The following is a 21608-nucleotide window of genomic DNA, read 5'->3' on the forward strand; positions in this document are numbered from 1 at the left end:
CCACTAGACCAGCCTAGGTCGTTGTACAGAATTTCTCGACTGACCTAGTCGCTCCAAAACTGCCAGCGGTGTCTTGCCTGCGTGAACGGCGTGAGTTCGCCGATGATTGCCATTCGTGGTTTGCGGCGTGAATGAGATCGCAACGCGGACGCCCCGGCAGTCAATCCAGCAGGCATTCGCCTTGAGCAGCCTTCGCCGGCTGGAACTCGCGAGGGCTCTTGCCGGTCCAACGCTTGAAGGCGCGGGAGAAGGCGGCGGGTTCGGAAAAGCCGACAAGGTAGGCGGTCTCGTTGACCGAGGCCCTGGCGCCGTTGAGGTAGCGCAGCGCCATGCGTTGGCGCAGCGCATCGAGCACCTGCTTGTAGGTTGCTTCCTCGGTCTTGAGCTTGCGGAACAGGGTCTGACGGCTGAAGCCCAAGGCGCGCGCGACAATTTCGGCGCCGACCTCGCCGGTGTGCAGCAGAGGAAGCAGCACGGCCTCGACCCGACCGCGGATAGTCTTCTGGTCCTCTAACTCCTGCAGCAGATCGTCGGCCCGCCGGGTCAGAACGCCGAACACATAGCGCGGCTGAAGCGCCACCGGCCAAGTCGCTATGCGCGGATCGAGCCGCATGGCGTTCCAGCCGCTGGAGAAGGTCACCGGGCACTGGAAAATGCGGTCGTACTCGGCCCGCCAGGCCGGCGCCGGGTGGGTAAAGTGCACCTCAAGCACGTGCGGCTCGGGCAGGAAGCGGCGAGGGCCACAGACCAGGCGGGCGAAGGCCCCTTCGCTCAGCTCGGGGAAGGCGTTGGGATCAGCACGCGTGTCGACCATCCACAGCTGGCCGTCGCGCGCTGACAGCACGAAGCGCGGCCCGTCGCTGAGCCCCGCGGTCTCGAGCGTCAGCCGGCTGAGACGCTGCATCTGTGCGAACGCATCGCCCATGGTGGGTGAAGCGTTCATGATCAGCCCGACGATCGACATCTCCGCTAGGTCGACTGCCTCGCCGAAATGCAGCGCCAGCGCCGGGTCGCCGCAGAGGTCCTGGGCTGCGCGCATGAGCGCGATATAGGTCTCGAACGGCAGACGGGCGTCGGACTCCTCCAAGTCGGCGGCGCGCAGGCCGGCTCGCGCTAAGAGCGCCGCGCGACCAGCGCCTCGCTGCACAGCATACGCCATCAGGCCAGCGGCGACCCCTGCAGACACGGTCAGGTTCGACATCAGCGCGGCCCCTGGTGTTACGAACGATCATGCGCGCGGGAGGCACGATCATGGCGCCCGCCGGGCATGTCGACAAAAAAAGGTCCATGAAATTGAGGATTCCCGTCTTTCCGGTCCTGTTGGCCGCCACCACAGCGCTGCTGCCGTCAATCGCCTTGGCGGACACGCTGCAGGCCCGGCCCGGCGATCCGGCCTGGATGCATCTTGGCGCCGATGCCTTGCTGTGGGCGCACATCGCGGGCGGAGCAATCGGGATGATAACCGGCGTCGTCGCCCTGGCGGTGCGCAAGGGCCAGAGGGTCCACCGTGCTGCGGGATCAGTGTTCTTCTTGGCGATGTTCGTGGCCTACGCAATTGGCGCAGGCGTGGCGCCGTTCCTTGAAACTGGACAGCGACCCAATTTCGTCGCCGGCATCATGGCGCTCTACCTGTTGGTGAGCGGCGCCGCGGCGGCCCGACGGCGCGATGTCAAGGCCGGCGCCCCGGAAGTTATCGGGCTGATCGTCGCTCTCTCCATTGCCGCTGCCGGCGTTCTCTTCATGCGGATCGGCGCGGCCAGCCCCAGCGGCACGGTGGACGGCTCGCCGCCACAGGCTTTCCTGCTCTTCACCATCGCCGGAGCCTTCGCCGCAGCGGGCGAGTTGCATGTGCTCGTGCGCAAGCTCTTGCCCAACGTCTCACGCATCGCCCGGCACTTGTGGCGGATGTGCTTTTCGCTATTCATCGCCTCGGGGTCGTTCTTCCTCGGACAGATGCAAGTGTTTCCCGAGGCTCTACAGCAGTCAGTGCTGCTGCCCGTGCTCGCTCTGGCGCCGTTACCGGTCATGCTGTTCTGGCTGGGCAAGGTCCACTTCGATGAATGGCGCCGGCAGCGGCCGAAGGCGGCGGTCGCATGAACATACTGGGCCGTCTGTTTCCGCGTAGTCTTACGAACGCATATCAAGGGTCGTGGGCAGCGGTTTGGCTGCTTGCGCCCGTCTTGATCATAAAGACTATGATTGGGTTTAACTTCAGTGGACTGAACCCCTTCATCAGTGTGAGCGAAGTTCTGCAAACGGTAGATGGAGTGCCGCTCGACACGTTCAGCCCTGCAGCGGTCGCGAGCATCATCAGCTCTGCAGGCGCCTGGGGTATGGCGCTATTTGCCTTGTGCTTGTTTACTTGGCTTGTCGTCGTGCGCTATCGCGCCGGTTTACCAGCCGCCATCTTGTTGCTCTTGATTGAGCAGGTTGGCCGCACCGGCGTCGATACGGTGGGCTTAGTCGCGGAGGTCGCGGCCACACGGGCAATGCCGGCCGCTGGCGCGGTGATCAATCTCGGCATGACGGCGCTTCTGACCATCGCCTTTCTGCTCTCGCTATTGAGAGTAAAGCATCTGAACTAGCCGCGAGCCATTAGTGGGTTTGCGAAGAAGCCATAGACCGCACGCGCAACCCGACGGGCAGCCAATGGCCTGGGCCCTCGCAAAATCCCATCACCTTTCGACGCGCCAATACGCGCGAATTGTCCAAGGCTGGGTGGCATCCATCGGGCTGAACCCAGCCACTTATGGAACGCACTCACTTCGGCGCACTAAGGCTGCGCTCATCTATCGGAAAACCGGCAATCTCCGAGCAGTGCAGCTACTGCTCGGGCACACAAAGCTGGAAAGTACGGTGCGCTATCTCGGCGTCGAGGTTGATGACGCCATCGCCATTTGCGAGGGCGTCGACCTTTGATCCGCACTGGATGGCCGGTTCGGGTCGGATCGGCCATTCTTTCGTCCGAGCCAAAGCGGCTCACGATCGCCGAAGGCAGTCGTTCAACAAGTTCGCTCAGTCATAAGAAGGGTCGCGCGATCGCGTTTGCCGCGAGCCGGAACCACGTGGTGTCAAATGCGAACACTTCGACCAAGTGGACGCCCACCATACCGCTGCCGACGAAGGCATAGACCCAGTGCACGCGGCGCTCTCGGACGAAATCGACAGCAGCGGCGATCACGATCAGAGAGTCGGCGAGAAGCAACGAGTAGAAGAAGACCGGATTATCGATCGGTGGAAAATAGTGCCGAAAGCGGAACCATGCCGGTCCGAGCGAGGCGATAAAGGCCAGCAGCATGAGGCGTCTGTGCACATCCGCTCGGCGGCGAAGGAAAAAGGCGCTGGCCACGAGCACCGAGAACACTGTCATTTCCATAAAGATGACGAGTAATTCCCGGCTCGCCATATCGATATCGCCGGTCGCGGCTGTGCGTTCGCTGGCTAGCCTCCCGACGCCGAGCGTGGAAACGACCACGGCAATGACAAGGCCTGCGCCGACCCAACCCAGGGTCCTGTGTAATCGAACATCTTTGCGATGCACCCAGATGGTTTGGGTCGCGAAGAAGACCACCCAGCTGAACAGGAAAGCACCGTGCATGTAGATCAGCAGCGGTGCGGAAAACGTGCCGGATAAGAGGGGCATGAAGAAGGTCTTGGTGAAGCCCACCAAGGCCACCAAGATGCCACCCATTCCCATCCAAACAAAAAGTCTGGAACGCTGAGCGCGCTCCATATTGCGATGCATCGGGCCCCCTCCGAAACGAGCCTACAAGCGTTCGAGTTCAGCAGCTAGCAGCCGTTTGAGCGGCCTAGTCTGCCCAAACCTGCCGCCTGCATGCTTCTCGCGTGAAGGGCCAGCGCTCGCCGATACCTGTCATTCGTCGCCTCAGCATGGCATGGCAATGCTCAGTGCGAGAAAAGCAAATTCGGCGCGCCTGCTCCATGCACTAGTGCTCTCGTTGTGCCGCCCAGAACCATTTCGAATAAGCGTGGCCGCCCGTAAGCACCTGCGACCAAGAGCTCGCACTTATCCGCTCGCGCGGCGGACAATAACGATTCCGCCACACGCGCGCCGCGCACCTCACGAAGCGCGATATTCGTCACCCCATGAAGCCCTAGATAGGCGCGCAATTTTTCAGAACTGGAAGCTTCCGCCTCCGCGGTCTCATCATCGACATTGCGCAGAATGAGGACCCCGGAGGCCGCCTGAAGCAAAGGCAACGCAGCACGGACAGCGCGCGCTGCTTGTCCACTGCCATCCCAAGCGATAGCGACCGGACCGCCAGCGACAGCTGCGCCCTTGATCAACATCACTGGCGCTCGAGTCGAGAGAAGCGTCTCCGCGAACAGCGCTCCAAGAGTCGACTGCACGGCGGCGCCCGCAAACAGCACCAGGTCCGCGAGAACCGCCGCCGGCGCCAGAGCCACCGCTGGCAGAAGCGCGCGCTTCTCGACTGTGACGGCGACCCCTTCCCGGGCCGCCACGTCCCGCCCAAGCGCTTCTAAGCGCTCCTGGGCAACGCGCTCGGAAGCGATGATGCGTTCGCTGGCGTCACCAACGGTTTGGAGTGCGGCGCCGTAGTACACGAGATCGGCGGCGGGATCTGGAAACGCGGGTGTGACCAAAACCTGCGCGCCAAAGCGCGCGCCGAGCTTGCCGGCCGCCCCAACAACATCGACGTCCGAATCTTCGCCGCACGCGACAACTATGATTGATTTGAGAGTCATGGAGACCTCCTTGAAGGTCACCTACGGCGCATCGAAGCACGCCCGCCTTGCGCCAGATCAACGTGGCGCGACATCCATGAGTTCCCGCATTTCCGCGACTATAGATTGTCCGCAGCAGACTTTTCAGTCCTGCCCATTATGAGCCGTACGCACAAACAGGTATGGCGGGTTTGGGCCATCGAATGCCGAGCAGTCAAAACATGCGAACGGCTTACTCGATCCAGGCCTGCCGCCGGTAATGCTACGGGCACTTCGGCAAGTCATTGCCGAAAGTTGCCGCTCAGCATCGTCACCATATTAGATTGGAAAGACCAAAGTTGGAGGGTTGGTGATGCTTGTCGGCAGCTGCTTGTGCGGCAGCGTAAGATACGAGTGCGGTGACTTGGCTTCCCCGATCGGTCTTTGCCACTGCCGTACCTGCCAAAAGGCGCATTCCAGCGCCTATGCGCCTACAGCGCGTGCGGATCGCGCGAACTTCAAATGGACGGCGGGTGCTGACATCGTCTCGGCCTTCGAGAGCACGCCCGGTAAAAGTCGTTGGTTCTGCCCCAAGTGCGGAACCCATCTCATGGCCGAGTGGAAAGATCAGGATCAAGTGATTGTCCGGATCGGTTCGCTCGACACGGCTCTTGAGGAAAAACCGGTCGTCCATATCTGGATGTCTCATGCCTCACCGATGATTGAAGCGCCGCCCGGCATCCCAACCTTCCCAGAAGGTGTACCGCCTCAGCGCAGATAATCTGCATCAGGCCCCAGTTCGCTTGCCTCGATGTCTTTCGAATAACCGCCGCCTTCAGGCAGCCCATTGTGGTTTCGCTGAGCCAAGCTCGCACGCGGGTGATCGCCAGGTCATCTCTAGCTCACCGACCTGCAACGGCGCTTTAAGTCGACGTGCGGCCCCCCACGGGGTTTGTTCTAGAGAGTCGGCCCAGTCATTTTCCGCAAAGGTTAGGTCCATCGCCTCAGCGTCTTCTTGCTGATGCGACGCCAAGAGTTCTGCGGTCCGCGCCAACGACAACTTCGCATCTGAGACAGGCTCTTGGCGTTCACAGGCCACGAGGACACGCAGCACCGCAGCAGCCATCAGGTAGCCCGTCGCGTGATCCAGCGCCTGTACCGGCAAGGGCGTCGGCTTGATCGCGCGCGCCCACATCATTCCTGAGTCAGCGATTCCGCTGCTCATCTGAACTAGACTATCGAATCCTCTGCGCCCTGCCCACGGTCCAGACCAACCATACGCGTCTAAGCAAACCTCGACCAAATTTGGCGCAATGCTGCGACGCCATTCTTTTCCGATGCCCAAGCGCTCCAGCGCGTCTGGCCGATACCCGTGCACCAAGACATCCGCTTCGCGCAGAAGTCCCTCAAAGATCTGTCGTGGTCCGGTATCGCGCAAATCAAGCGTCGCACAGGTCTTGCCCAGAGTGATGTCGGGAACGACATTGGGTTCGCCCCAGCCGGGCGGATCAATGCGCAACACGCTGGCGCCAAATCCCGCCAGAGTTCGCGTCGCTACGGGACCAGCGAGTACGCGCGTTAGGTCCAAAACACGCAGACCCTCAAGCGGCACTCCGGTAGTCGCCTGCTTTGGCCTTGGTTGAATTCGACGCGGATTAGTCCACGCGACAAGCGGTTCGCTCGCGACCGCCATGCCTTGCGCGTGCGCCTGCCACTCGGCGCGACTGCGCATCAAAGCGGCCACACCACCCGCCTCCACGATCGCAGTTTCGAGATCGTTCCCCGTGCAAGCGGAGACCGCTGCAGCAACAGCGCCACGTTCCGGCGCGACGCCGAGCACCCTGCAGGCCGCCTCTCGGTGATGTGGCAGGTTCGTGTGCAGTTTGATCCAGCCATCCTTCGTAGGATAGTCGCCGGCAACCGCGTCCCAGACTGGCGGCAAACTCCAGCCGACAGGTTCAATCGATCGCGCAAACCAAAGTGACGCCAAGCGCTGGTCGACGACCACAGGCTGTGACTTTTGCTTTGAGTTTCGCGCGGCGATCAGGTCCGCAATCGCGCAGCCAACGGCGCCAATGGAGTGCACCGCGAGGTCCGACACGCGATACCGCGACTTCCATCGGTCAGTTCCATTGGTCTCAAAGTCGGAATCTAATCCAAGGACTGACCGAATTTCACGCACTTCAACGAACTCCGTTCGCTCAGCCGTCGACTCATACCTGCCCGGCCACAGGAATGCGACTTTCCCAGAACCCGGGCAATCGCCTTCAGTCCTGAGCCTTCCTTCCATCGCTCCCACAGCTCAGCGCTCTGAGCTGCAGTGAATCCTACTCGATGATATGGCTTTCTCACTGTCCTCGCTCCACGACCTCAATTAAGGTACGTGTTGCGCTCACCATTTGAGACCGCCCTCAAAAAGTGACGCTGGCGTCAGTCGGCGACGACCGGCCTAATGTCGCCGAAAACGGCCGGAGCAAATGCTTAGTGCGGGCCGCGTCGGTCACCTAGATGCTCTCGCGACGCCGCGCACTTGAGCTCTCGATTTAGCAGCGGCGGTGGTGATATGGCGAAAGCGACTTTGCAACGATGGATCTTTGAATGAAGGCCGCGATCACTTCGATAGTCGTTCTTGCATGGGTAAGCCCAGCATTGGCGCAACAAGGCGGCGCGGCTGCCAATTTGGCGCGAGCGGACGCCAACCATGACGGCGAGATCACGCGAGCTGAATTCGATGCGATGAGATCTGCCGAATTTGATCACCTTGACCTCAACCGGGATGGATCCCTAGTCGCCGCGGAGCTTCAAGGCGCAGGAAGAATGAGAGGACAACTCTCCCACGCCGACACCAATGGTGATGGGCGATTGACACGGACTGAGCTCCTGTCGCAACCACCGCGCGGCTTCATTCGTTTCGACGCGAACCACAATGGCGTGCTTGAGCCGTCGGAGGTTTCAGCGATGCGAGCCGCCCTGAGAGCATTCGGAGGGTGAGCGCAAACTTGGCTCCCTCACCGCCTGAGCCTAACCCGGCGGTTCACATGGAGCCACCGCACGCGCACCCAATAGTTCGCCACTGGCTTGGCCGCTCAATTCGTGCCGTTGATCACAGTCGACACGCTATGGCGCGTTGCCGCCGATTTCAGCCATTCGCTGGCCGCACTGAAGGCCCGCCTCAGGGCGCCACGCCAACAAGCCGGGGAGCCATCGTGTGCCACCACTCGGCGCCCCATAGAGCGTGAACAACCAGCGATGTCGGCACAGCGATCGCGAGCCCAATCAGATAGGCCTTATGGACCGTGCGCATCCGCACAAGATCCCAAATGAACATCGGCGCAAGCGCCACGAGTGGATAAAGATCAGTTGTAAGGGGCCCATCGGGCAAGGAAGTCGGCAACCAAGTCATTCTGTCGAACGCTGCCGGTAGCGCCATGGCCACGGCCAGGAACATCATCCGTTTGTGCAGCCCCGAGTCACGACGGCGCGCCAGCAGGGCGATCGAGATGAACACCGGGAAGAGAAAGCCAATCCGGATCTGCAGCAGCATGATGTTGTCGAACTCGCGGAGGCCCTGCCGGATACCCGCTTGCGCCTCTTGCGGCGCTGCCTGCAGCGCGCCCCATACGCTTTGGTACATCGTTGGCACTAACACGATGCCCACCACCACCAGCGCAGCGGCTAGAACCGCGCCAATGGGCCCGAGTCTCTCGTGCATCGCTTGGCGCCCAGTGGCCACCAGAAGCGTCTGCGCGAGAAGCAAGAGCAGGAACGAGCCCATCAGCACAGCATGAGCGTGCAGCACCATCGGGAACGGAGGCCTCTGGCCTGCCTCGACAGCTGCAATCTTCAAAAGCGAGTCAGGAATGAAACCCGTCAATGTGATCGCGATGAACCAAACCGCCATGAACACGAAAATCCAGCGGTCGATTACGCTCGCAGTCGGCGCTGATGGGTTGGATGTCATTGGCTCGGCTCGTGCGGTGCTATGGGTCATGGCCTCTCCCCCCGCTTATGCGACGACGAGACTAGGACTCACTCGAGCCGCCAAGTAAAGGTCGCGACCGGCTCGATCCGTCAAAAGCAGACGCCCGCACTATGCTGCGGTGCGGCACGGCATCGCCGACAGTCGCCATCCGACGCCACCTTGCGCTCGTTCGCGCCTGCATTCAGGCTCGCGCGCAGAGGAAGCCCATGCCAGACCGCCAGAGCAGCGCTCTCGATTTCGACGCGCTGCGACCACCCTCGCCTTTTATGAGCGAGACGCACCGCGCTTGGCGCGACAGCCTACGCAAGTTTGTCGAGCGCGAACTGATCCCGCATGTGACGGAATGGGACGAAGCAGGCTACGTGCCGCGCGAGGTGTTCCACAAGGCGGGCGCGTTCGGGCTTTTGGGCGCCGGCTATCCAGAACAGTACGGGGGCTGGAGCGAGGGATTCGATCGCTTCCACGGCATCGTCACAAGCGAGGAGCTTGCACGTATGGGCGCCGGCGGCGTGTCGGCCGCGCTCATGGTGCACGGCATCGGCCTGCCGCCGATCCTCGCGATCGGGACCAATGATATGAAGCAGCGCATTGCGCCGCCGGTCTTGCGTGGAGAAATGCAGATCAGTTTGGCGATCACGGAGCCGGATGCGGGTTCGGATGTCGCCAACATCACCACCCGCGCCGAACGGCGAGGCGACGACTACATCGTCAATGGCTCGAAGATGTTCATCACCGGCGGCATGACCTCGCATTACGCGACAACGGCTGTGCGAACCGGTGGCGCTGGCGCTGGGGGGATCTCGCTGCTGTTGATCGACCTCAACGCCAAGGGGGTCACGCGAACCTCGCTCAAGAAGCAAGGCTGGTGGGCCTCCGATACTGCGGCACTCTATTTCGACGACGTAGCTGTTTGCGCCGACCAGCTCATCGGCGCTGAAGGCCAAGGCTTCGCCGGCATTATGCGCAACTTCAACGGCGAGCGCCTGGGCATGGCCTCGGGCGCCACGGCAAGCGCACGCGTTTGCATCGAAGATGCCGCCCGCTGGGCCCAGCAGCGTCGCACGTTCGGCAAACGGCTCGCCGACCACCAGGTCATCCGCCACAAGATCGCTGAGATGGTCCAGCGCGTGAATGCGACAACGGCTTACCTTGAACATTGCGCTTGGCGCGTTATGCAGGGTGAAACGCCGGTGGCGGATTTGTGCCTACTCAAGGTACAGGCGACACAAACCCTCGACTTTTGCGCGCGTGAAGCAACGCAGATCATGGGTGGCGTTGGCTACATGCGCGGCAACCGCGTGGAGCGCATCTATCGCGAAGTGCGGGTCAACGCGATTGGTGGCGGCAGCGAAGAGATCATGCGCGATCTAGCCGCGCGTCAGCTAGGGCTCTGAAATGTCCGGTTCGCCGGAAACTCGCGCTTCACAAACGTCGTTTCTCCAACGCTATCGACAATCACTTCGTTGCCGGACGCCACATGTAGAGCGCCGCCGTCAACGTGATAACGCTGATGAGGCCGGGAACGCTCGCTTCCAGCCCGAAGGCGCCGCCGGTGAGCCAGTCGGAACCGCTCAGCGCGGGGGCGAAGAGGCCCTGCTCTTCGCTACCGCTGACCCCAAAGCCAAGTACGCCTCCTTGCACGAAGTTCGCCGCAAGGTGGATGCCGATTGGCATCGCCAGGCTTTTCGTGCGGATGAAAGCTAAGCCGAACATAAACGAGGCGACGAAGATGTTGACGCCGGCAAGATAGCCGATGAGACCGGCGTTCTGGATCGCGTCGACGTGCGTCAGCAGGAAAAGCGCGGCGATGAGGACTTGCGCGGGCCACTCGCCTAAACCGTCGAGCAAGCGTTGAAAGATGAATCCCCGAAAGAGCACTTCTTCGGTAACGGCAACGGCAGCGAAGAGTGCGAGTGAAGGTAACAGCAGGTTCGCCCCGCCGGGATTGAGGGACAAGTGCACTTGGCCTGTCGCCCAGAGTAGCGTCGCCGGCGCAAGCATTAGGACCGCGCCTAGGCCCGCGCCCAAGACGACGCGCTTTAGCCAGGTGAGGTCGAGCTTGCCGATGACCTCCGCGAGTGGGCGTCGGCGCAGCGCTTGGCAGATCAGCGATGCGATGATGACGACGAGCGCTTGCTGCCAAATCGGCGGGGACGCACCTTCGCTGCGCGAGACCAAGAGCAATGGCAAGAGCAACGCGGCGAGCACGACAAAGAAGATCACGATCCACCAGCCGCTGCGAAGGCGGTGGTGCGAATTGATGAAGGGATTAATCACGTGCGGAGAAATGGCGGCGGCGGCGGCAAAGTCAACTGATAACGCTGGTACGACACCTCGCTCGCAGCCTCTCGTACAATTATGTTCGAGTGACCAACCCGATCCAATCGCGACGCTCATCACCTAGATGGGTGAACGGCACGCCATCGCCGAACAGCGCCTTCGTTTGGCCCCTCCCCGGTTAGCCGCGGGCAGTCTTGAACTCGCTTTAAGTGTGATTCAATCCGTGAGATATCTTCCGGATGGCGATTTCCATCTATCTAAATGACGACCGCTGCCTGCGCATTGTTCACTTCGAAACAGCGATCACGACGGATGAGCTCGAGCAGCTTGTGGCGCTCTATAGTCAGAGGAGTGACTGGCTCAGCTATGACACTTTCTACCTGCTTGATGCTGCCAGTGTGAACCGCGAGCTACATGCAGATCATCTCGAACAACTGCGGCGACGTACCGCCGCGATCTACGCTGACATCGCCTCGATCGTTGTTCGGCGTTCAGCGTGGATCTGCCAAAACGCCGAAATGCGCTCCGTCGCGGAGCAATGGGTGACAATGCGGCGTCTCACTGAAGGCGCCAGTGTCAAGTTCGTCGTGGGCGATAAATTCGAAGATGCCTTACCTCTTTTCACCGAAGCTGAACTCGCCGCAGTCAAGACGAAGGCGGACTTTGCCCTGCTTGCTCGCATCGGCTAAGCGGCCCGATCACCCCTCCACACGCGTCGATTGTCGGAGTGGGCCATCGATTCCATCTTGAGTATTCCCCAGAACCGCTCGCACGGCGGGCTTTTCCTGGGCCGCGACGGGCGATCATCACCGAATGACTGCCGCGTTCGAGACGCGGCATTGATCACGTGCGCGACATCGCCGAAGATAGACATCGCCAAAAAACACCCTGGCATAGTCACCGCTTAGTTCTGTGCACTGGCCCAGGTGCGCCAGCGGCTCAAGAATTCGTCTTCGCTCACGCCCAAATGGGCGAGAATCTGTTGGTTACTTGTCGCTGGAAGAAGAGCGATGAGTGTGGTTCGGCCCCATGTCTCGTCGATGAAACGCACCATGGAGCCGCAGACGCCATAGCGATAACGTCCGCTCCAAGCGTCAGCGAGTGTCGTCGGCGCGGCTCCCGCAGCAATCGCCGAGCGCGCATCGTCGGCGTGGCCTGCGTCGAGCTGACCTGACACGACGACGGCCAGTCCCTCCACGAACCAACCAGCATCATCCATGCCGGTGAAGTCGCGCGTTGAATTGTGCTGGCCGTGGAACGCGTGCGTCAGTTCGTGCGTGATGACGCCCTGTACTTCCACGGCATCACCCGAATGGTCACAGGCATCATGGGACCAAACGGATGGGGACAACAAATAGAGACTGTCGGCAACGCCGACGCCGACCATCCAACACTGTGACGGCGCAATCCCCCATGCCTCAGGCAATGCCCTGTCAAAGGCCGCGCGGTCCTGAGCGACAACCACGTTCAACGGAACCTCAAAGCGATGACCGAAAAACGCTTCGACCTGTTGGCGGCCCGCGGTGACATCTTGCATCAAGGCCGCGTCGCCGCCATTCATGGGGAAGGCGTGCGCACAGCCCGCCAGCGCCACCGCCAAGGTCAATCCAATCAATCGCACGTGCTCATCCTCACCGCTTTAGGCGAAGATGCGCCGACAGGGGCAAATAGATGCCTGGTTACCTATCTGGGACTGCGCCAGCAGCCGCGTTCGCGCCAACTTCTCATGGGGTCGCTCCCTTGCACTTCAAATCGACAAAAATCAGACGCGAAGCCGCGAGCGAGCTTTTCAACAATATCCGCTGATAGAAGACTACCGAGCGCCTTGGATTGCGGGACGCCTTCGACAACCCTGAACAGCACGACATTGCTACCGAGAGCGCACGCCTATTGGCGGGCTGCGACCCCGATGGCCCAATTGCGCACGGCGAGATCATCCCAGACGCCATCGTATGTGACATCGGCGCGATAGGCTTCCAGCGCGCCACGCGCCCTTCCCCGATAGACTTTGAGCGGCAGCACGATGCGTGCAAGTCCGGAGGGAAGCACCTGATCGCGCACCTCCATCAGCAAGCCGTCGCCGCTCGTATCCATGCCGATCAGTTGCGTGCCGGGGATGTGAAGAACGACATCGGCAAAATCCAGGCACGCGCTGGCGCACGTGCCGTTCGACAGAATGTAGACGTGCGCGGGGATTGGCGATGGACCTTGCGGGCGGCGCTGCGTGTAGCCGCCGCCCTGCGGCACGGGCGTGTCAGCGGCTAAATCGCGCTGGCGCCACATTGGTTCGCCACGTGCCAACGTTTGCGCAAAGCCATCCTGCACCGCACGCGCCCAAAGCGCGATTTGCGACTGCTCGCCGAACTGTGCGATCAACTCAGGTGCAAATCCGTTGATGTAATCAAGGTTGCCCTGCGACACGCGCCAATCGGTGGCGCCGCCGGGGTTAGATTCCGGGATCGCGCTGACGATCTCGGCGCCCCATACGGCGCGCGCGATCTCAGCACCCCATTCCGAGTTGCCGCCGCCATTGCCGCGAACGTCGATGATAACGGCGCGGCCGGCGCGAATAGTCTCCGCGTCGGCGGTGATTTCGTTGACCAGCGCGCGGAGTTGTTCGCCCGCGCTGTTGTCAAATGTCGGCACGCCAATCCAGGTAATGCCTTGCGCCGGCGTGGTGACGCCGAATTCGGCGCCCGGGCCGTTGGTGGCGATGTTGTAGCGTGCCCAATAATCATCGCCCGGAACGTCGCGCCAATTGAGCGTGAACCGCGTGCGTTCGCCGTTTCGCTCGAACACGCAACGGCTTGGCGCCGGCGCGTATGGATTGCCGCGATCGAGGAAGAGCCGCGTGTGCGCAGCGCGGCGATCGCGGGCAAGCTGAGGGTTCATTGTGAACGGAAACACAGTGCGCTCGCGCAAACGCGCCAGCGTTTTGCCATCGCAGCTGACAATGCGCGCTCCTTGGACGGGAACCCCCTCGCCTTCGCTGTAGGCGACTATGGTATCGTCACCGCGTGCGGTGGCGATGAAGCCAGGCCAACGCGCAACGCTCAACGGCACGACTGGTGAAAGGCTGAGGTGCGGATCCTGGAATCCGTTGGCGTACGGCGCGAGCGCGTAGAAATAGCTGGGCTGATCAGTGACGCGCCGCACACGCTGGCGCGCTTCGCGATAACCGCGCGCAAACCAGCGCTGCATGCGCGGATTTTCGGTATCGATGGCGACGGGTGTATCTTCGCGCAAGTACGTGCGCAGCGCTTCAAGATCAGTCTCCGCAGCCGCCCGCCACGCTTCCGGCCTTTGCGGTAGCCGCGGCCCCTCCTGCTCCTGCGCGAAGGCAGGCGCAGCCAAGGCGGCAAAGGCGGCCGCGGCCGCAATGACGGTTCTACGCATCGAAAATTCTCCCACCGTATCGTTGCTGCACGTCCCAGCGCAACCGGACCCAAAAGGCTGGCGTTCGGACCGCCGGCGATCGCGCATTGCGAGCTTCAGCTTCGGGCCTCCCTCCGCCTATGACGCCGAGCTAACCGCGATTTCGACATCACTGCGGGGGCGCCGCGCGGAAGCATCAATATTTCTCAACCGCGAGACTCGCAGGCGCCGCCAAGGCCGCTACGTTTGGCCGAAACGCTGGCCATCATCAATCCGGCAAGTCCGGGCCAGTCCACGCCATCGGACATAAGGTCACTATGGCTAAGTTGTTTTGTGACCTCAACCGGTCGGCGCAACGTTCGCGGGCACGGTGTGAGCGGCTGGACTGGAGCGCGTCGGCCATCTGAGCTTACGAGCGGCCCGATGCTGGCCCAATGAGACATTCAGGTGTCGAACCCGCTGCCTCGCATGTTTTGCGCCAGCTAAAGCAACATCGCGGCGCGCTAGCTGCGTAAATCCCAGCGGATTTGGTAAGGTGTCTCATCTTTCCAGGCGCCAACATGTATATGCGGGCTGCGTCCGTAACCGTTGTTGCCGACGTGCGCGACAACTTGGCCGGCCACAACGGTCGCACCTTGTTCGATTAGAATATCCTGAACATGCGCGAACAAGACGCGCATGCCGTCAGCGCGCTCAAACACGATGAAGCTTGCTGGTGGGGCGCCAAGACGCCCCGGTTCGTTGACAGCCGGGTTGATATTTATGCGGACAATCGTCGCGTCGAACGGCGCGAGCACCTCTGCGCCCCAGCCGTACCAGTCTTCGTTGCGCAAACCGTCATTGCGATAGGCGCGGACAAATCCGCCTTCTGTGTTGGGATCGAGGCCACCCTGAATGAAACAATCGGCGCCCAGCGCATCGCCCATATACTGAAGCTCGCCCTCAACGTGTTCCCCACAGGCATAATACTCATTAAATAGCCGATGCAGCGTCACTGTCTCAATCGGCGCCGGCGTCTCGCCCGACAAGACTTGAGTTTGAGCACAAGCGGACGCGGGCAACATGGCCAAAATGGTCGCGACAATCAAAGAGCGCATGAACTCAATCGAATCACAAAAGCGCTCGCCTGCGCCAGCACAGACGGTCCAGCACGCTTGTTGTTGCGACGAACCGCGAGGTTCGTCGGCCAGGCGAGGCTAGGCGGTTTGGGCAAAGCGCGGACGAGCAAGGTGCGCCGCTGCAGTCGATCCTTCGGTGACGTGAGGCCGGCACTTCGTGCCTGACGCAAACGTCACCAATTACTTGTGACCTCAGTTGGTCGACGCAACACTTTAGTCTGTTTGAGACAACTGGAGTGAAGGTCACAGCCGAAACCCGCCATTCCTCCGTCAAGGTGGAACGTCTTACCGGCAGCTCGAGTTCATTGTGCAAACGATTAACACAGGAGAACTTGATGCGCTTCTTACAAACTGCCCTCCTTTCAATTTCAGCGCTCGCGATGACGGCCTGCGCTGGCATGTCACCGAGCGAGCGCAACGCGGCAACCGGCGCGGCCGTTGGCGGTGTCGCGGGCGCGTTGATCGGTGGGGACGCGGGCAGCGCCGCTATCGGTGCACTCGCCGGCGGCGGCGTCGGATGGTATCTAGGATGCCGTGAAGAAGGCCGCTGCGGCGCAGTCAACAACCGTCGCCAAAGCTACGACCAACGAAGCGGCCGCTACTACTTCCGCGACCAGCAATCGGGCCGTTATTTCTACGAGAACGGCGAGCCTTACAACGGTTAAGACAAACTCGAAGCGCCGCGGTCGAATCTCGCGCGGCGCTTCGATCGCATCGACGGGGCGCGACGCTTGCGAAGGACGCGACGTTGCGCCTAAAGAGCAGAGTTCCCGTAATGCTTCCCCCTGAAGACAGATTGGTCGCTGAACGCGGACTGAACCTCTGCATCGGACAGATGCGTCACGGCGACGATTGACCGGCCTATCTGGCGCAAACCGCTATAGCGTAATCTCGCCGAAACCAGACATCGCTAAGCCGCAACAAGGCCCATTGAGGAATTTAAGACCGTCGCTTCTCTGTAGTGCAAAGCGCCAGATAGAGTGTTGCGGCCACGACAGGAACGACGAACCAGTTGAGCGCTGCTCCCGGCGCGGTACCCAGCGTCACGATGGGTTTGAGATGGCCTGAGATGGCGCGCAGAAATGGTTCCAGCAGCAGCACACACAGGATGAACGGTACGAGCCCGCGGTACCGAAGAAGCAAAACCCAGAGCGCCCCCACAAGCAGCAATTGGCTCGCTCCCCATTGGCCGAAGATGGCGACGATGTTGTCGCCGCCAGCAACACTCGTGTCGATCGTTGCGATGCTATGGGCCCCGCCGTCGGGCGAGAACAGATGAATGAGACTTCGTGCCGTGATCACGACGAGAAACATCGTCGTGATCCAGTACGCGACGGCCGGGCCGCCGTAACGCGTTGGGTCTGACGGAAGCACGCCGGATGGGCGTGGAATCCAAGAAGTCGGCAGCAAAGTGCTCATGCATGATCTCTAGTAGAACGACTCAGACGCGCCTGCCGCCAACGATCCACGGGGTGCTCGATGAAAACGAGAACCAGGATCGAAATCGCGAAGGTTGCGGCAAACGCTGTCAACACCGGAAACGGCGGTTCGTAGATGAGCACTGCCCCCACAACGAGAAGCTGGCTGAGATACACAGGATAGCTTAGGTCGCCGATCCATCGATCGAGGGCGTTGTCTTTGAACGCGTTGAAGATCCACGGGATGGTCAACGCCACCACCGCATAAGTAACCCAACGCGAGATCAGCGGCTCCATCGGCAAGAATGTATAGACCGCGCAATACGTGATCAGAACGCCGAGCGCGAGCCAACCAATCACTTTCGGCAATCTCGCCGCCAACGGCAGCGCACGATAGGCGAGCATCCCCAGCAAGAACATGAACAGCATCGTCGGGAAGAAACGCCCCTGCCAAAGCATATAGTCCACGTCCAAGAGATGCCCCGCCAGCCGAAGCGCGATGCTGCATGCTGCGAGTGCAACGATCCATCGCCAATTCAGCCGCGCCAGGAACGGCGCAACCGCGTAGAACATCAATTCCGTGGACAAGCTCCATGCTTGCGGCACCGCGAGGCCCTGCCAGCCAATCACGGTGTTTTCATCCAGTTCGGCGTAGGGGTCGAAAATCAACGCGCCATTTGCGTCGATCGTGAACCAAAACAGCAGATCCTGCCCTACCATCACAAAATTCTCGACGCCAAGCACCACGGCCGACATCGAATTTTGTGCGATCCTCTCCACGAGTTCTGGCGACGTCATCGGGTTAGCGCCGATGAAGATCGCCACAATTCCAAGCGCGAGCATAGCTAGGTACGTGGGGAAAAGGCGCAGTAGCCGATTTGAATAAAACAGCCCTACGTCACGGTATTTCTCATCCAACACCAGCGCCATGTAGAAGCCGGAGATAATGAAAAAGCTTTGCACGGCGAGTCCGCCGCTCAGAACCTTGTAGTTCGCCATTGACAGGTGCGAAAGCAACACCGCGACAGCGAGCAGGACCCGCACCATCCCCATTTCTTTGTCTCCATGATGAGTTGGACGCGGGCCTACTTGCTCGCGCGGCGTTAGCTGCGTGAAACTGAATCGGTCCAACGCTGAACCAAACTCTCCGTGACCGACAACGGTGTGGCCCCGTTGCCAACCACGGTGTCGTGGAACCCTTTCAGATCGAAACGATTCCCCAGCGCGGTTTGCGCCGCGGCACGCGCTCGTAAAATCGCTTGCTTGCCGACCATGTAAGAGCACGCCTGCCCTGGCCAAACGCAGTATCGCTCTATCTCTGTCGTGATCGGCCCCAATGCATCGCCAGTTGCCTCCACCATCGACTGAATGGCTTGCTCACGGGTCCAGCGTTTGGCGTGAATGCCTGTGTCCACAACTAGGCGCGATGCGCGGAATGTTGCGGACTGAAGGTATCCGAGACGATTGATGGGATTGTCGGCATAAACGCCGACTTCGTCCATCAATTGCTCGGTGTAGAGCGCCCACCCTTCCGAATACGCGGCGAAGAACATCAGCGCGCTGCGGATAAACGGAATGCCTTCCGCTTCCTGTTGGAGCGCGAACTGCCAATGGTGGCCCGGAATGCCTTCGTGATACGTCAATGTCGGCAGGCCGAACTTTGCAAGCTCGCGCATGTCGCGCAGGTTGATGTAGTAAACGCCGGGTCGCGAACCATCGAGAGCTGGAACATTGTAGTATCCGCCCGGCGCACCCGCTTCTGTGTATTCGGGAATCCGCCTGATCTCGAGTTGCGCGCGCGCTTGCCTGCCGAAGTACTCAGGCATCAAAGCCGCGGTCGCGCGAACGAGCGCGTTGAGATCAGCGAGGCACTGCTCGCGGCCGGCATTGGTGTTCGGGTAGAGTTGATCCGGCCGCCGCCCAATCTCCTGCAGGCGTTGCGCGACCGTTCCTCGCGTCAAGCCCTGTGCTCTAAGTATCGCATCCATCTCGCTCGTGTGCTGAGCTATGAGATCAACTCCCAGCTGATGTATTTCGTCGGGGCTCATCATCGTGGTTGTCTGCACACGCAGGGCCGTTGCGTAGAGTTCATCGCCACGCGGCAAGCGCCAAACGCCCGCGTCATGCGTTGCCCGAGCCCGTATCGCCCGCAACGCATCCATCTGACGGCCATACGCGGGCAAGACTTCATCGCGCACGAGCGCCTCGGCTCGCGATACCAAGGCCGCTCGCTCCGCTTCGGGGATATCCGTCACATTCGGAAGCCGATCGGCGAACGAGGCAACGATCGCCGTTTGCGCCGCCGGCGTTCGCGCGAAAGTTTCTTGTTGCTGCAGGGCGCGGTCGATGGCGAAATCCGGAGGCACAAGACCAGCGCCTGCATCAGACGCGATCAGCCTGCTCTCTTCATCGAGCACACCGGCAAAGGCAGAAATACGCGAAAAATAGCCCTCAACTTGTTCTCGCGATGTGATCGGATGTTGGCTCGCCAAGAAATCCGGAATGCCGACATACGATCCGGTGAGCTGGCTCACGACGTATGGGTATCGCGCGCTCGGCTCGAACGATATGTCCGCAGCGTTATCCGAGAGCGAAGTCGTGACGACGTCAAGCGTCACTTGATCCGTCTCGGAGAGAACATTTCTATCGATGGCGCCGAGGTCGCGTAGTCCTGCCTCAAGGATGCCGCGAACGCGCGTTAGCCCAGCGCGAGTCGGATCCGACAACCGGCTCATATAGGCGCCGCCGGCTTGCTCAACCGGAACGGACAAGCTAGTCGCGGTCTCGGGAGATTCTCGTAAGAACTCCGTCGCGAGGCGATCCAACACCTCCGCCAATCGATCATCCGCCGCGACCCGGCTTGTGCAGGCCGCCAGCATCGCGCCAGCCACCGATGCGCCAAGAACACTGCGCCTACTCATTTTCATTTCAACACCTTTCTTATTGTCACACCGCTCTAGGCGCCTGCCGTCGGCAACTGGGTCTTCCCTCAACGCGGTTCTTCGAAAGTGTTGGTCTGATCCATCCGAAACTGACGGACGATTTGAATGCGCCCGTTAGGCCAGCGGATCTCGGCGCGAAGCACACGCTCTCCCTCCGGCACACCGTAAAGAAAGTTGCTGCCGCTCTGACTGCGGAACGTCGACTGCCCACTGGCTTCGCGAAGCTGGATACGTTCGCCGCGCGCGCTGCGCGTCACGAGCGTGACGCGCGCGCCAAGCGGATCGACGGCCCCGTGGCGGCTTCGGAGCTCCATTCTAAGTGATCGCCCGCACAGATCACTATCGTTCCGGAGAATTGTCACGTAGTCACCGGCAGCGGTTTCACCCCAACTGCCGAGCACGAGGTCCGGGTCTCCATCGCCATCGATGTCGCCTGACGCCGCGCCCCAATAATGCGTGACGCGGTTCAGCAAGGTCTCGTTGTGCACGAGGTCAAACGCGCCTGATCCATCATTTGAGAACAGGCGGATACCTTCATTGTAGGCCGTAGTCGCCAGGTCGAGATCGCCATCAAGGTCGAAATCAACGAACGATGCCGTGGATGCTTCCTTGTCTGGGTGGACGTGGCCCTCGAACCGCCCGTCCAACGTGAAGCGGCCGCGCCCGTCGTTCAAAAATATTCGATCGCGCCCGTTCGCGCTTCCATAGCCGACATGCCCGATAAAGAGGTCAAGATCGCCATCATTATCGACATCGCCTCGCGCCGCCGCAGTCGAAGCGAATTCCCTTGAATCAAAGCCCTGGCCTTCGGTTTGCGTAAATACCCAGCCACCGTCGTTGCGATAGTAGCGCGGCGTTTCTACGCTAGCAGGCTCAATGCCATTGCTCCTTAGTATGTCGCTGTTGGTGGCGAACAGGTCCTGGTCGCCGTCATTGTCGAAATCGGCCCATAGAATTGTCGCGGCGTTGGAGGTGGGGCCATTCTCGATCGCCACGCCCGTTACACGAATGAACTGCCCCCGATCATTTCTAAACACGTGGAGCGGGCCCGCGGGTGTTTCCATGGTCGGCGCGCCAGACATGAGGTCCATGTCGCCGTCCCCATCCATATCGGCCCAACTCTCTGCGAAGTTGCTGCCACGGGTGGCGGTTGCATCACCCAATTGCTCGCGCGCGAAATGTCCGCCGCCAAGATTGCGCAAGAAAACATCTGGCCGGCCGTGCTGCACGGCGATGAACGCGTCGAGATCGCCATCATCATCAATATCGGCCCACGTGCTCCCTGAGTTTGGATTGTCCGCCACCAAGAACTCCGGATCGGGCGAATGCGAAAAATTCCCGGACCCGTCGTTGATGTAGAGTGTGTTCGCGCGATAGCTCGGCCGGCCTTGCGCGGGGCTGTAGCCGCCGGTTGCCATCAAATCGAGATCTCCATCATCATCGATGTCGGCAAGGCTGATACCGCCAGGAAAACCCCGGTCGCGAGAGCCGTCGCCTATGATCAAAGGCGTCGCTTCAAGACGAGGCGCGGGGCAGGACTGAGACAATTCCCCGGCGCTTGCACAGCCGGCCAAGATCGCGGCAAAGCCGAGAATAGTCACTCTGCTCATTGATCCCCCTCCTCCCCCAAGGTTCATGGAGCCCACACTAAGGACGCTTGATTGGCCAGCCATTGGCGACGGCCCTGCGCCAAATCGCGGCGAACGGCGCCTTATATTCAATTTTATCTCGTAACTTTAATTATGTGATTACGATCTTGCTCGGCCTCCCGAAGCCTGCTCTCCATTGAAAAAAGGGCGGACCTCTC

At 60.9% G+C, this 21608-nt stretch carries 20 protein-coding genes and 1 pseudogene; 8 read left to right on the plus strand and 13 right to left on the minus strand.

Annotation, left to right across the window (positions count from 1 at the left end; all coding sequences use genetic code 11):
* Positions 1-160: 160 nt before the first annotated feature.
* Complete coding sequence (locus tag ATE48_RS07980) at positions 161-1201, minus strand: AraC family transcriptional regulator (RefSeq protein ID WP_066769891.1); 1041 nt, start codon at positions 1199-1201, stop codon at positions 161-163.
* Between the two features lie 86 nt (positions 1202-1287).
* On the opposite strand from ATE48_RS07980, the gene ATE48_RS07985 reads away from it, so the two are divergent.
* The 3 genes and pseudogenes from ATE48_RS07985 to ATE48_RS07995 form a co-directional block, all read left to right on the plus strand.
* Positions 1288-2097 carry a DUF2306 domain-containing protein gene (locus tag ATE48_RS07985; RefSeq protein ID WP_066774715.1) on the plus strand — a complete coding sequence of 270 codons (810 nt, stop codon included), beginning with the start codon at positions 1288-1290 and terminating at the stop codon, positions 2095-2097.
* Positions 2094-2585: a hypothetical protein gene (locus ATE48_RS07990; RefSeq protein ID WP_156767671.1), complete on the plus strand. Its 492-nt coding sequence runs from the start codon at positions 2094-2096 to the stop codon at positions 2583-2585. The genes ATE48_RS07985 and ATE48_RS07990 overlap by 4 nt, the downstream gene beginning before the upstream one ends.
* 76 nt (positions 2586-2661) lie before the next feature.
* Positions 2662-2919, plus strand: a pseudogene (locus tag ATE48_RS07995) (tyrosine-type recombinase/integrase); the annotation flags it as partial.
* A 100-nt stretch (positions 2920-3019) separates the two neighbouring features.
* Here the strand turns inward: ATE48_RS07995 and ATE48_RS08000 are convergent.
* On the minus strand, positions 3020-3745 hold the full coding sequence (locus ATE48_RS08000; RefSeq protein ID WP_156767673.1) for a hypothetical protein: 726 nt from the start codon (positions 3743-3745) through the stop codon (positions 3020-3022).
* 161 nt (positions 3746-3906) lie between these two features.
* Positions 3907-4728 (minus strand): universal stress protein, encoded by an 822-nt coding sequence (locus tag ATE48_RS08005; RefSeq protein ID WP_066769902.1) that lies wholly within the window; start codon positions 4726-4728, stop codon positions 3907-3909.
* Positions 4729-5059: 331 nt separating this feature from the next.
* On the opposite strand from ATE48_RS08005, the gene ATE48_RS19380 reads away from it, so the two are divergent.
* Positions 5060-5467 (plus strand): GFA family protein, encoded by a 408-nt coding sequence (locus tag ATE48_RS19380; RefSeq protein WP_083197223.1) that lies wholly within the window; start codon positions 5060-5062, stop codon positions 5465-5467.
* 54 nt (positions 5468-5521) lie between these two features.
* Here ATE48_RS19380 and ATE48_RS08015 read toward each other — a convergent pair whose 3' ends face one another.
* Positions 5522-6787, minus strand: coding sequence for a CoA transferase (locus ATE48_RS08015; protein WP_228126858.1), 1266 nt, complete (start codon positions 6785-6787; stop codon positions 5522-5524).
* Positions 6788-7284: 497 nt separating this feature from the next.
* On the opposite strand from ATE48_RS08015, the gene ATE48_RS20420 reads away from it, so the two are divergent.
* Positions 7285-7677: an EF-hand domain-containing protein gene (locus tag ATE48_RS20420; RefSeq protein WP_066769905.1), complete on the plus strand. Its 393-nt coding sequence runs from the start codon at positions 7285-7287 to the stop codon at positions 7675-7677.
* Positions 7678-7858: 181 nt separating this feature from the next.
* Here the strand turns inward: ATE48_RS20420 and ATE48_RS08025 are convergent, their stop codons facing one another.
* Complete coding sequence (locus ATE48_RS08025; RefSeq protein ID WP_228126859.1) at positions 7859-8677, minus strand: hypothetical protein; 819 nt, start codon at positions 8675-8677, stop codon at positions 7859-7861.
* A gap of 197 nt (positions 8678-8874) precedes the next feature.
* Here ATE48_RS08025 and ATE48_RS08030 point away from each other — a divergent pair, with 197 nt between their 5' ends.
* Positions 8875-10062: an acyl-CoA dehydrogenase family protein gene (locus ATE48_RS08030; RefSeq protein ID WP_066774720.1), complete on the plus strand. Its 1188-nt coding sequence runs from the start codon at positions 8875-8877 to the stop codon at positions 10060-10062.
* A 61-nt stretch (positions 10063-10123) separates the two neighbouring features.
* Here ATE48_RS08030 and ATE48_RS08035 read toward each other — a convergent pair whose 3' ends face one another.
* The gene (locus tag ATE48_RS08035) at positions 10124-10945 is read right to left on the minus strand and encodes a CPBP family intramembrane glutamic endopeptidase (protein WP_066769910.1); all 822 of its coding nucleotides are present in this window, start codon (positions 10943-10945) and stop codon (positions 10124-10126) included.
* Between the two features lie 242 nt (positions 10946-11187).
* Here ATE48_RS08035 and ATE48_RS08040 point away from each other — a divergent pair, with 242 nt between their 5' ends.
* Positions 11188-11637 (plus strand): hypothetical protein, encoded by a 450-nt coding sequence (locus ATE48_RS08040; protein WP_066769912.1) that lies wholly within the window; start codon positions 11188-11190, stop codon positions 11635-11637.
* A 215-nt stretch (positions 11638-11852) separates the two neighbouring features.
* Here the strand turns inward: ATE48_RS08040 and ATE48_RS08045 are convergent, their stop codons facing one another.
* The 3 genes from ATE48_RS08045 to ATE48_RS08055 all read right to left on the minus strand — a co-directional run bounded on the left by ATE48_RS08045 (position 11853) and on the right by ATE48_RS08055 (position 15420).
* On the minus strand, positions 11853-12569 hold the full coding sequence (locus ATE48_RS08045) for a hypothetical protein (RefSeq protein ID WP_156767675.1): 717 nt from the start codon (positions 12567-12569) through the stop codon (positions 11853-11855).
* 266 nt (positions 12570-12835) lie between these two features.
* Positions 12836-14344 (minus strand): S41 family peptidase, encoded by a 1509-nt coding sequence (locus tag ATE48_RS08050; protein ID WP_228126860.1) that lies wholly within the window; start codon positions 14342-14344, stop codon positions 12836-12838.
* A gap of 482 nt (positions 14345-14826) precedes the next feature.
* The gene (locus ATE48_RS08055; protein ID WP_066769923.1) at positions 14827-15420 is read right to left on the minus strand and encodes a M23 family metallopeptidase; all 594 of its coding nucleotides are present in this window, start codon (positions 15418-15420) and stop codon (positions 14827-14829) included.
* Between the two features lie 356 nt (positions 15421-15776).
* On the opposite strand from ATE48_RS08055, the gene ATE48_RS08060 reads away from it, so the two are divergent.
* Complete coding sequence (locus ATE48_RS08060; protein WP_066769925.1) at positions 15777-16106, plus strand: glycine zipper family protein; 330 nt, start codon at positions 15777-15779, stop codon at positions 16104-16106.
* 274 nt (positions 16107-16380) lie between these two features.
* On the opposite strand, the gene ATE48_RS08065 is transcribed toward ATE48_RS08060, so the two are convergent.
* The 4 genes from ATE48_RS08065 to ATE48_RS08080 all read right to left on the minus strand — a co-directional run bounded on the left by ATE48_RS08065 (position 16381) and on the right by ATE48_RS08080 (position 21411).
* A complete protein-coding gene (locus tag ATE48_RS08065; RefSeq protein ID WP_066769926.1) occupies positions 16381-16860 on the minus strand; it encodes a hypothetical protein in 480 nt (159 codons plus the stop codon).
* Positions 16857-17906, minus strand: a complete 1050-nt coding sequence (locus ATE48_RS08070; RefSeq protein WP_066769927.1) for an acyltransferase family protein — start codon at positions 17904-17906, stop codon at positions 16857-16859. Before ATE48_RS08070 ends, ATE48_RS08065 begins: the two co-directional genes overlap by 4 nt.
* A 56-nt stretch (positions 17907-17962) precedes the next feature.
* Positions 17963-19780, minus strand: coding sequence for a DUF885 domain-containing protein (locus tag ATE48_RS08075; RefSeq protein ID WP_228126861.1), 1818 nt, complete (start codon positions 19778-19780; stop codon positions 17963-17965).
* A 68-nt stretch (positions 19781-19848) separates the two neighbouring features.
* The gene (locus ATE48_RS08080; RefSeq protein WP_228126862.1) at positions 19849-21411 is read right to left on the minus strand and encodes a CRTAC1 family protein; all 1563 of its coding nucleotides are present in this window, start codon (positions 21409-21411) and stop codon (positions 19849-19851) included.
* Positions 21412-21608 lie beyond the last annotated feature (197 nt).

It is taken from the genome of Candidatus Viadribacter manganicus (assembly GCF_001679665.1).
Classification (GTDB): domain Bacteria; phylum Pseudomonadota; class Alphaproteobacteria; order Caulobacterales; family Aquidulcibacteraceae; genus Vitreimonas; species Vitreimonas manganica.

Excerpts from the sequence above, each read along its gene's own strand:
- ATE48_RS08005 (WP_066769902.1), bottom strand. The coding sequence starts at position 4,728 with ATGACTCTCAAATCAATCATAGTTGTCGCGTGCGGCGAAGATTCGGAC.
- ATE48_RS08065 (WP_066769926.1), bottom strand. The coding sequence starts at position 16,860 with ATGAGCACTTTGCTGCCGACTTCTTGGATTCCACGCCCATCCGGCGTG.
- ATE48_RS08070 (WP_066769927.1), bottom strand. The coding sequence starts at position 17,906 with ATGGTGCGGGTCCTGCTCGCTGTCGCGGTGTTGCTTTCGCACCTGTCA.
- ATE48_RS19380 (WP_083197223.1), top strand. The coding sequence starts at position 5,060 with ATGCTTGTCGGCAGCTGCTTGTGCGGCAGCGTAAGATACGAGTGCGGT.
- ATE48_RS08050 (WP_228126860.1), bottom strand. The coding sequence starts at position 14,344 with ATGCGTAGAACCGTCATTGCGGCCGCGGCCGCCTTTGCCGCCTTGGCT.
- ATE48_RS08080 (WP_228126862.1), bottom strand. The coding sequence starts at position 21,411 with ATGAGCAGAGTGACTATTCTCGGCTTTGCCGCGATCTTGGCCGGCTGT.
- ATE48_RS08030 (WP_066774720.1), top strand. The coding sequence starts at position 8,875 with ATGCCAGACCGCCAGAGCAGCGCTCTCGATTTCGACGCGCTGCGACCA.
- ATE48_RS08075 (WP_228126861.1), bottom strand. The coding sequence starts at position 19,780 with ATGAGTAGGCGCAGTGTTCTTGGCGCATCGGTGGCTGGCGCGATGCTG.
- ATE48_RS08055 (WP_066769923.1), bottom strand. The coding sequence starts at position 15,420 with ATGCGCTCTTTGATTGTCGCGACCATTTTGGCCATGTTGCCCGCGTCC.
- ATE48_RS08000 (WP_156767673.1), bottom strand. The coding sequence starts at position 3,745 with ATGCATCGCAATATGGAGCGCGCTCAGCGTTCCAGACTTTTTGTTTGG.
- ATE48_RS07980 (WP_066769891.1), bottom strand. The coding sequence starts at position 1,201 with ATGTCGAACCTGACCGTGTCTGCAGGGGTCGCCGCTGGCCTGATGGCG.
- ATE48_RS07990 (WP_156767671.1), top strand. The coding sequence starts at position 2,094 with ATGAACATACTGGGCCGTCTGTTTCCGCGTAGTCTTACGAACGCATAT.
- ATE48_RS08060 (WP_066769925.1), top strand. The coding sequence starts at position 15,777 with ATGCGCTTCTTACAAACTGCCCTCCTTTCAATTTCAGCGCTCGCGATG.
- ATE48_RS20420 (WP_066769905.1), top strand. The coding sequence starts at position 7,285 with ATGAAGGCCGCGATCACTTCGATAGTCGTTCTTGCATGGGTAAGCCCA.
- ATE48_RS08025 (WP_228126859.1), bottom strand. The coding sequence starts at position 8,677 with ATGACCCATAGCACCGCACGAGCCGAGCCAATGACATCCAACCCATCA.
- ATE48_RS08040 (WP_066769912.1), top strand. The coding sequence starts at position 11,188 with ATGGCGATTTCCATCTATCTAAATGACGACCGCTGCCTGCGCATTGTT.
- ATE48_RS07985 (WP_066774715.1), top strand. The coding sequence starts at position 1,288 with ATGAAATTGAGGATTCCCGTCTTTCCGGTCCTGTTGGCCGCCACCACA.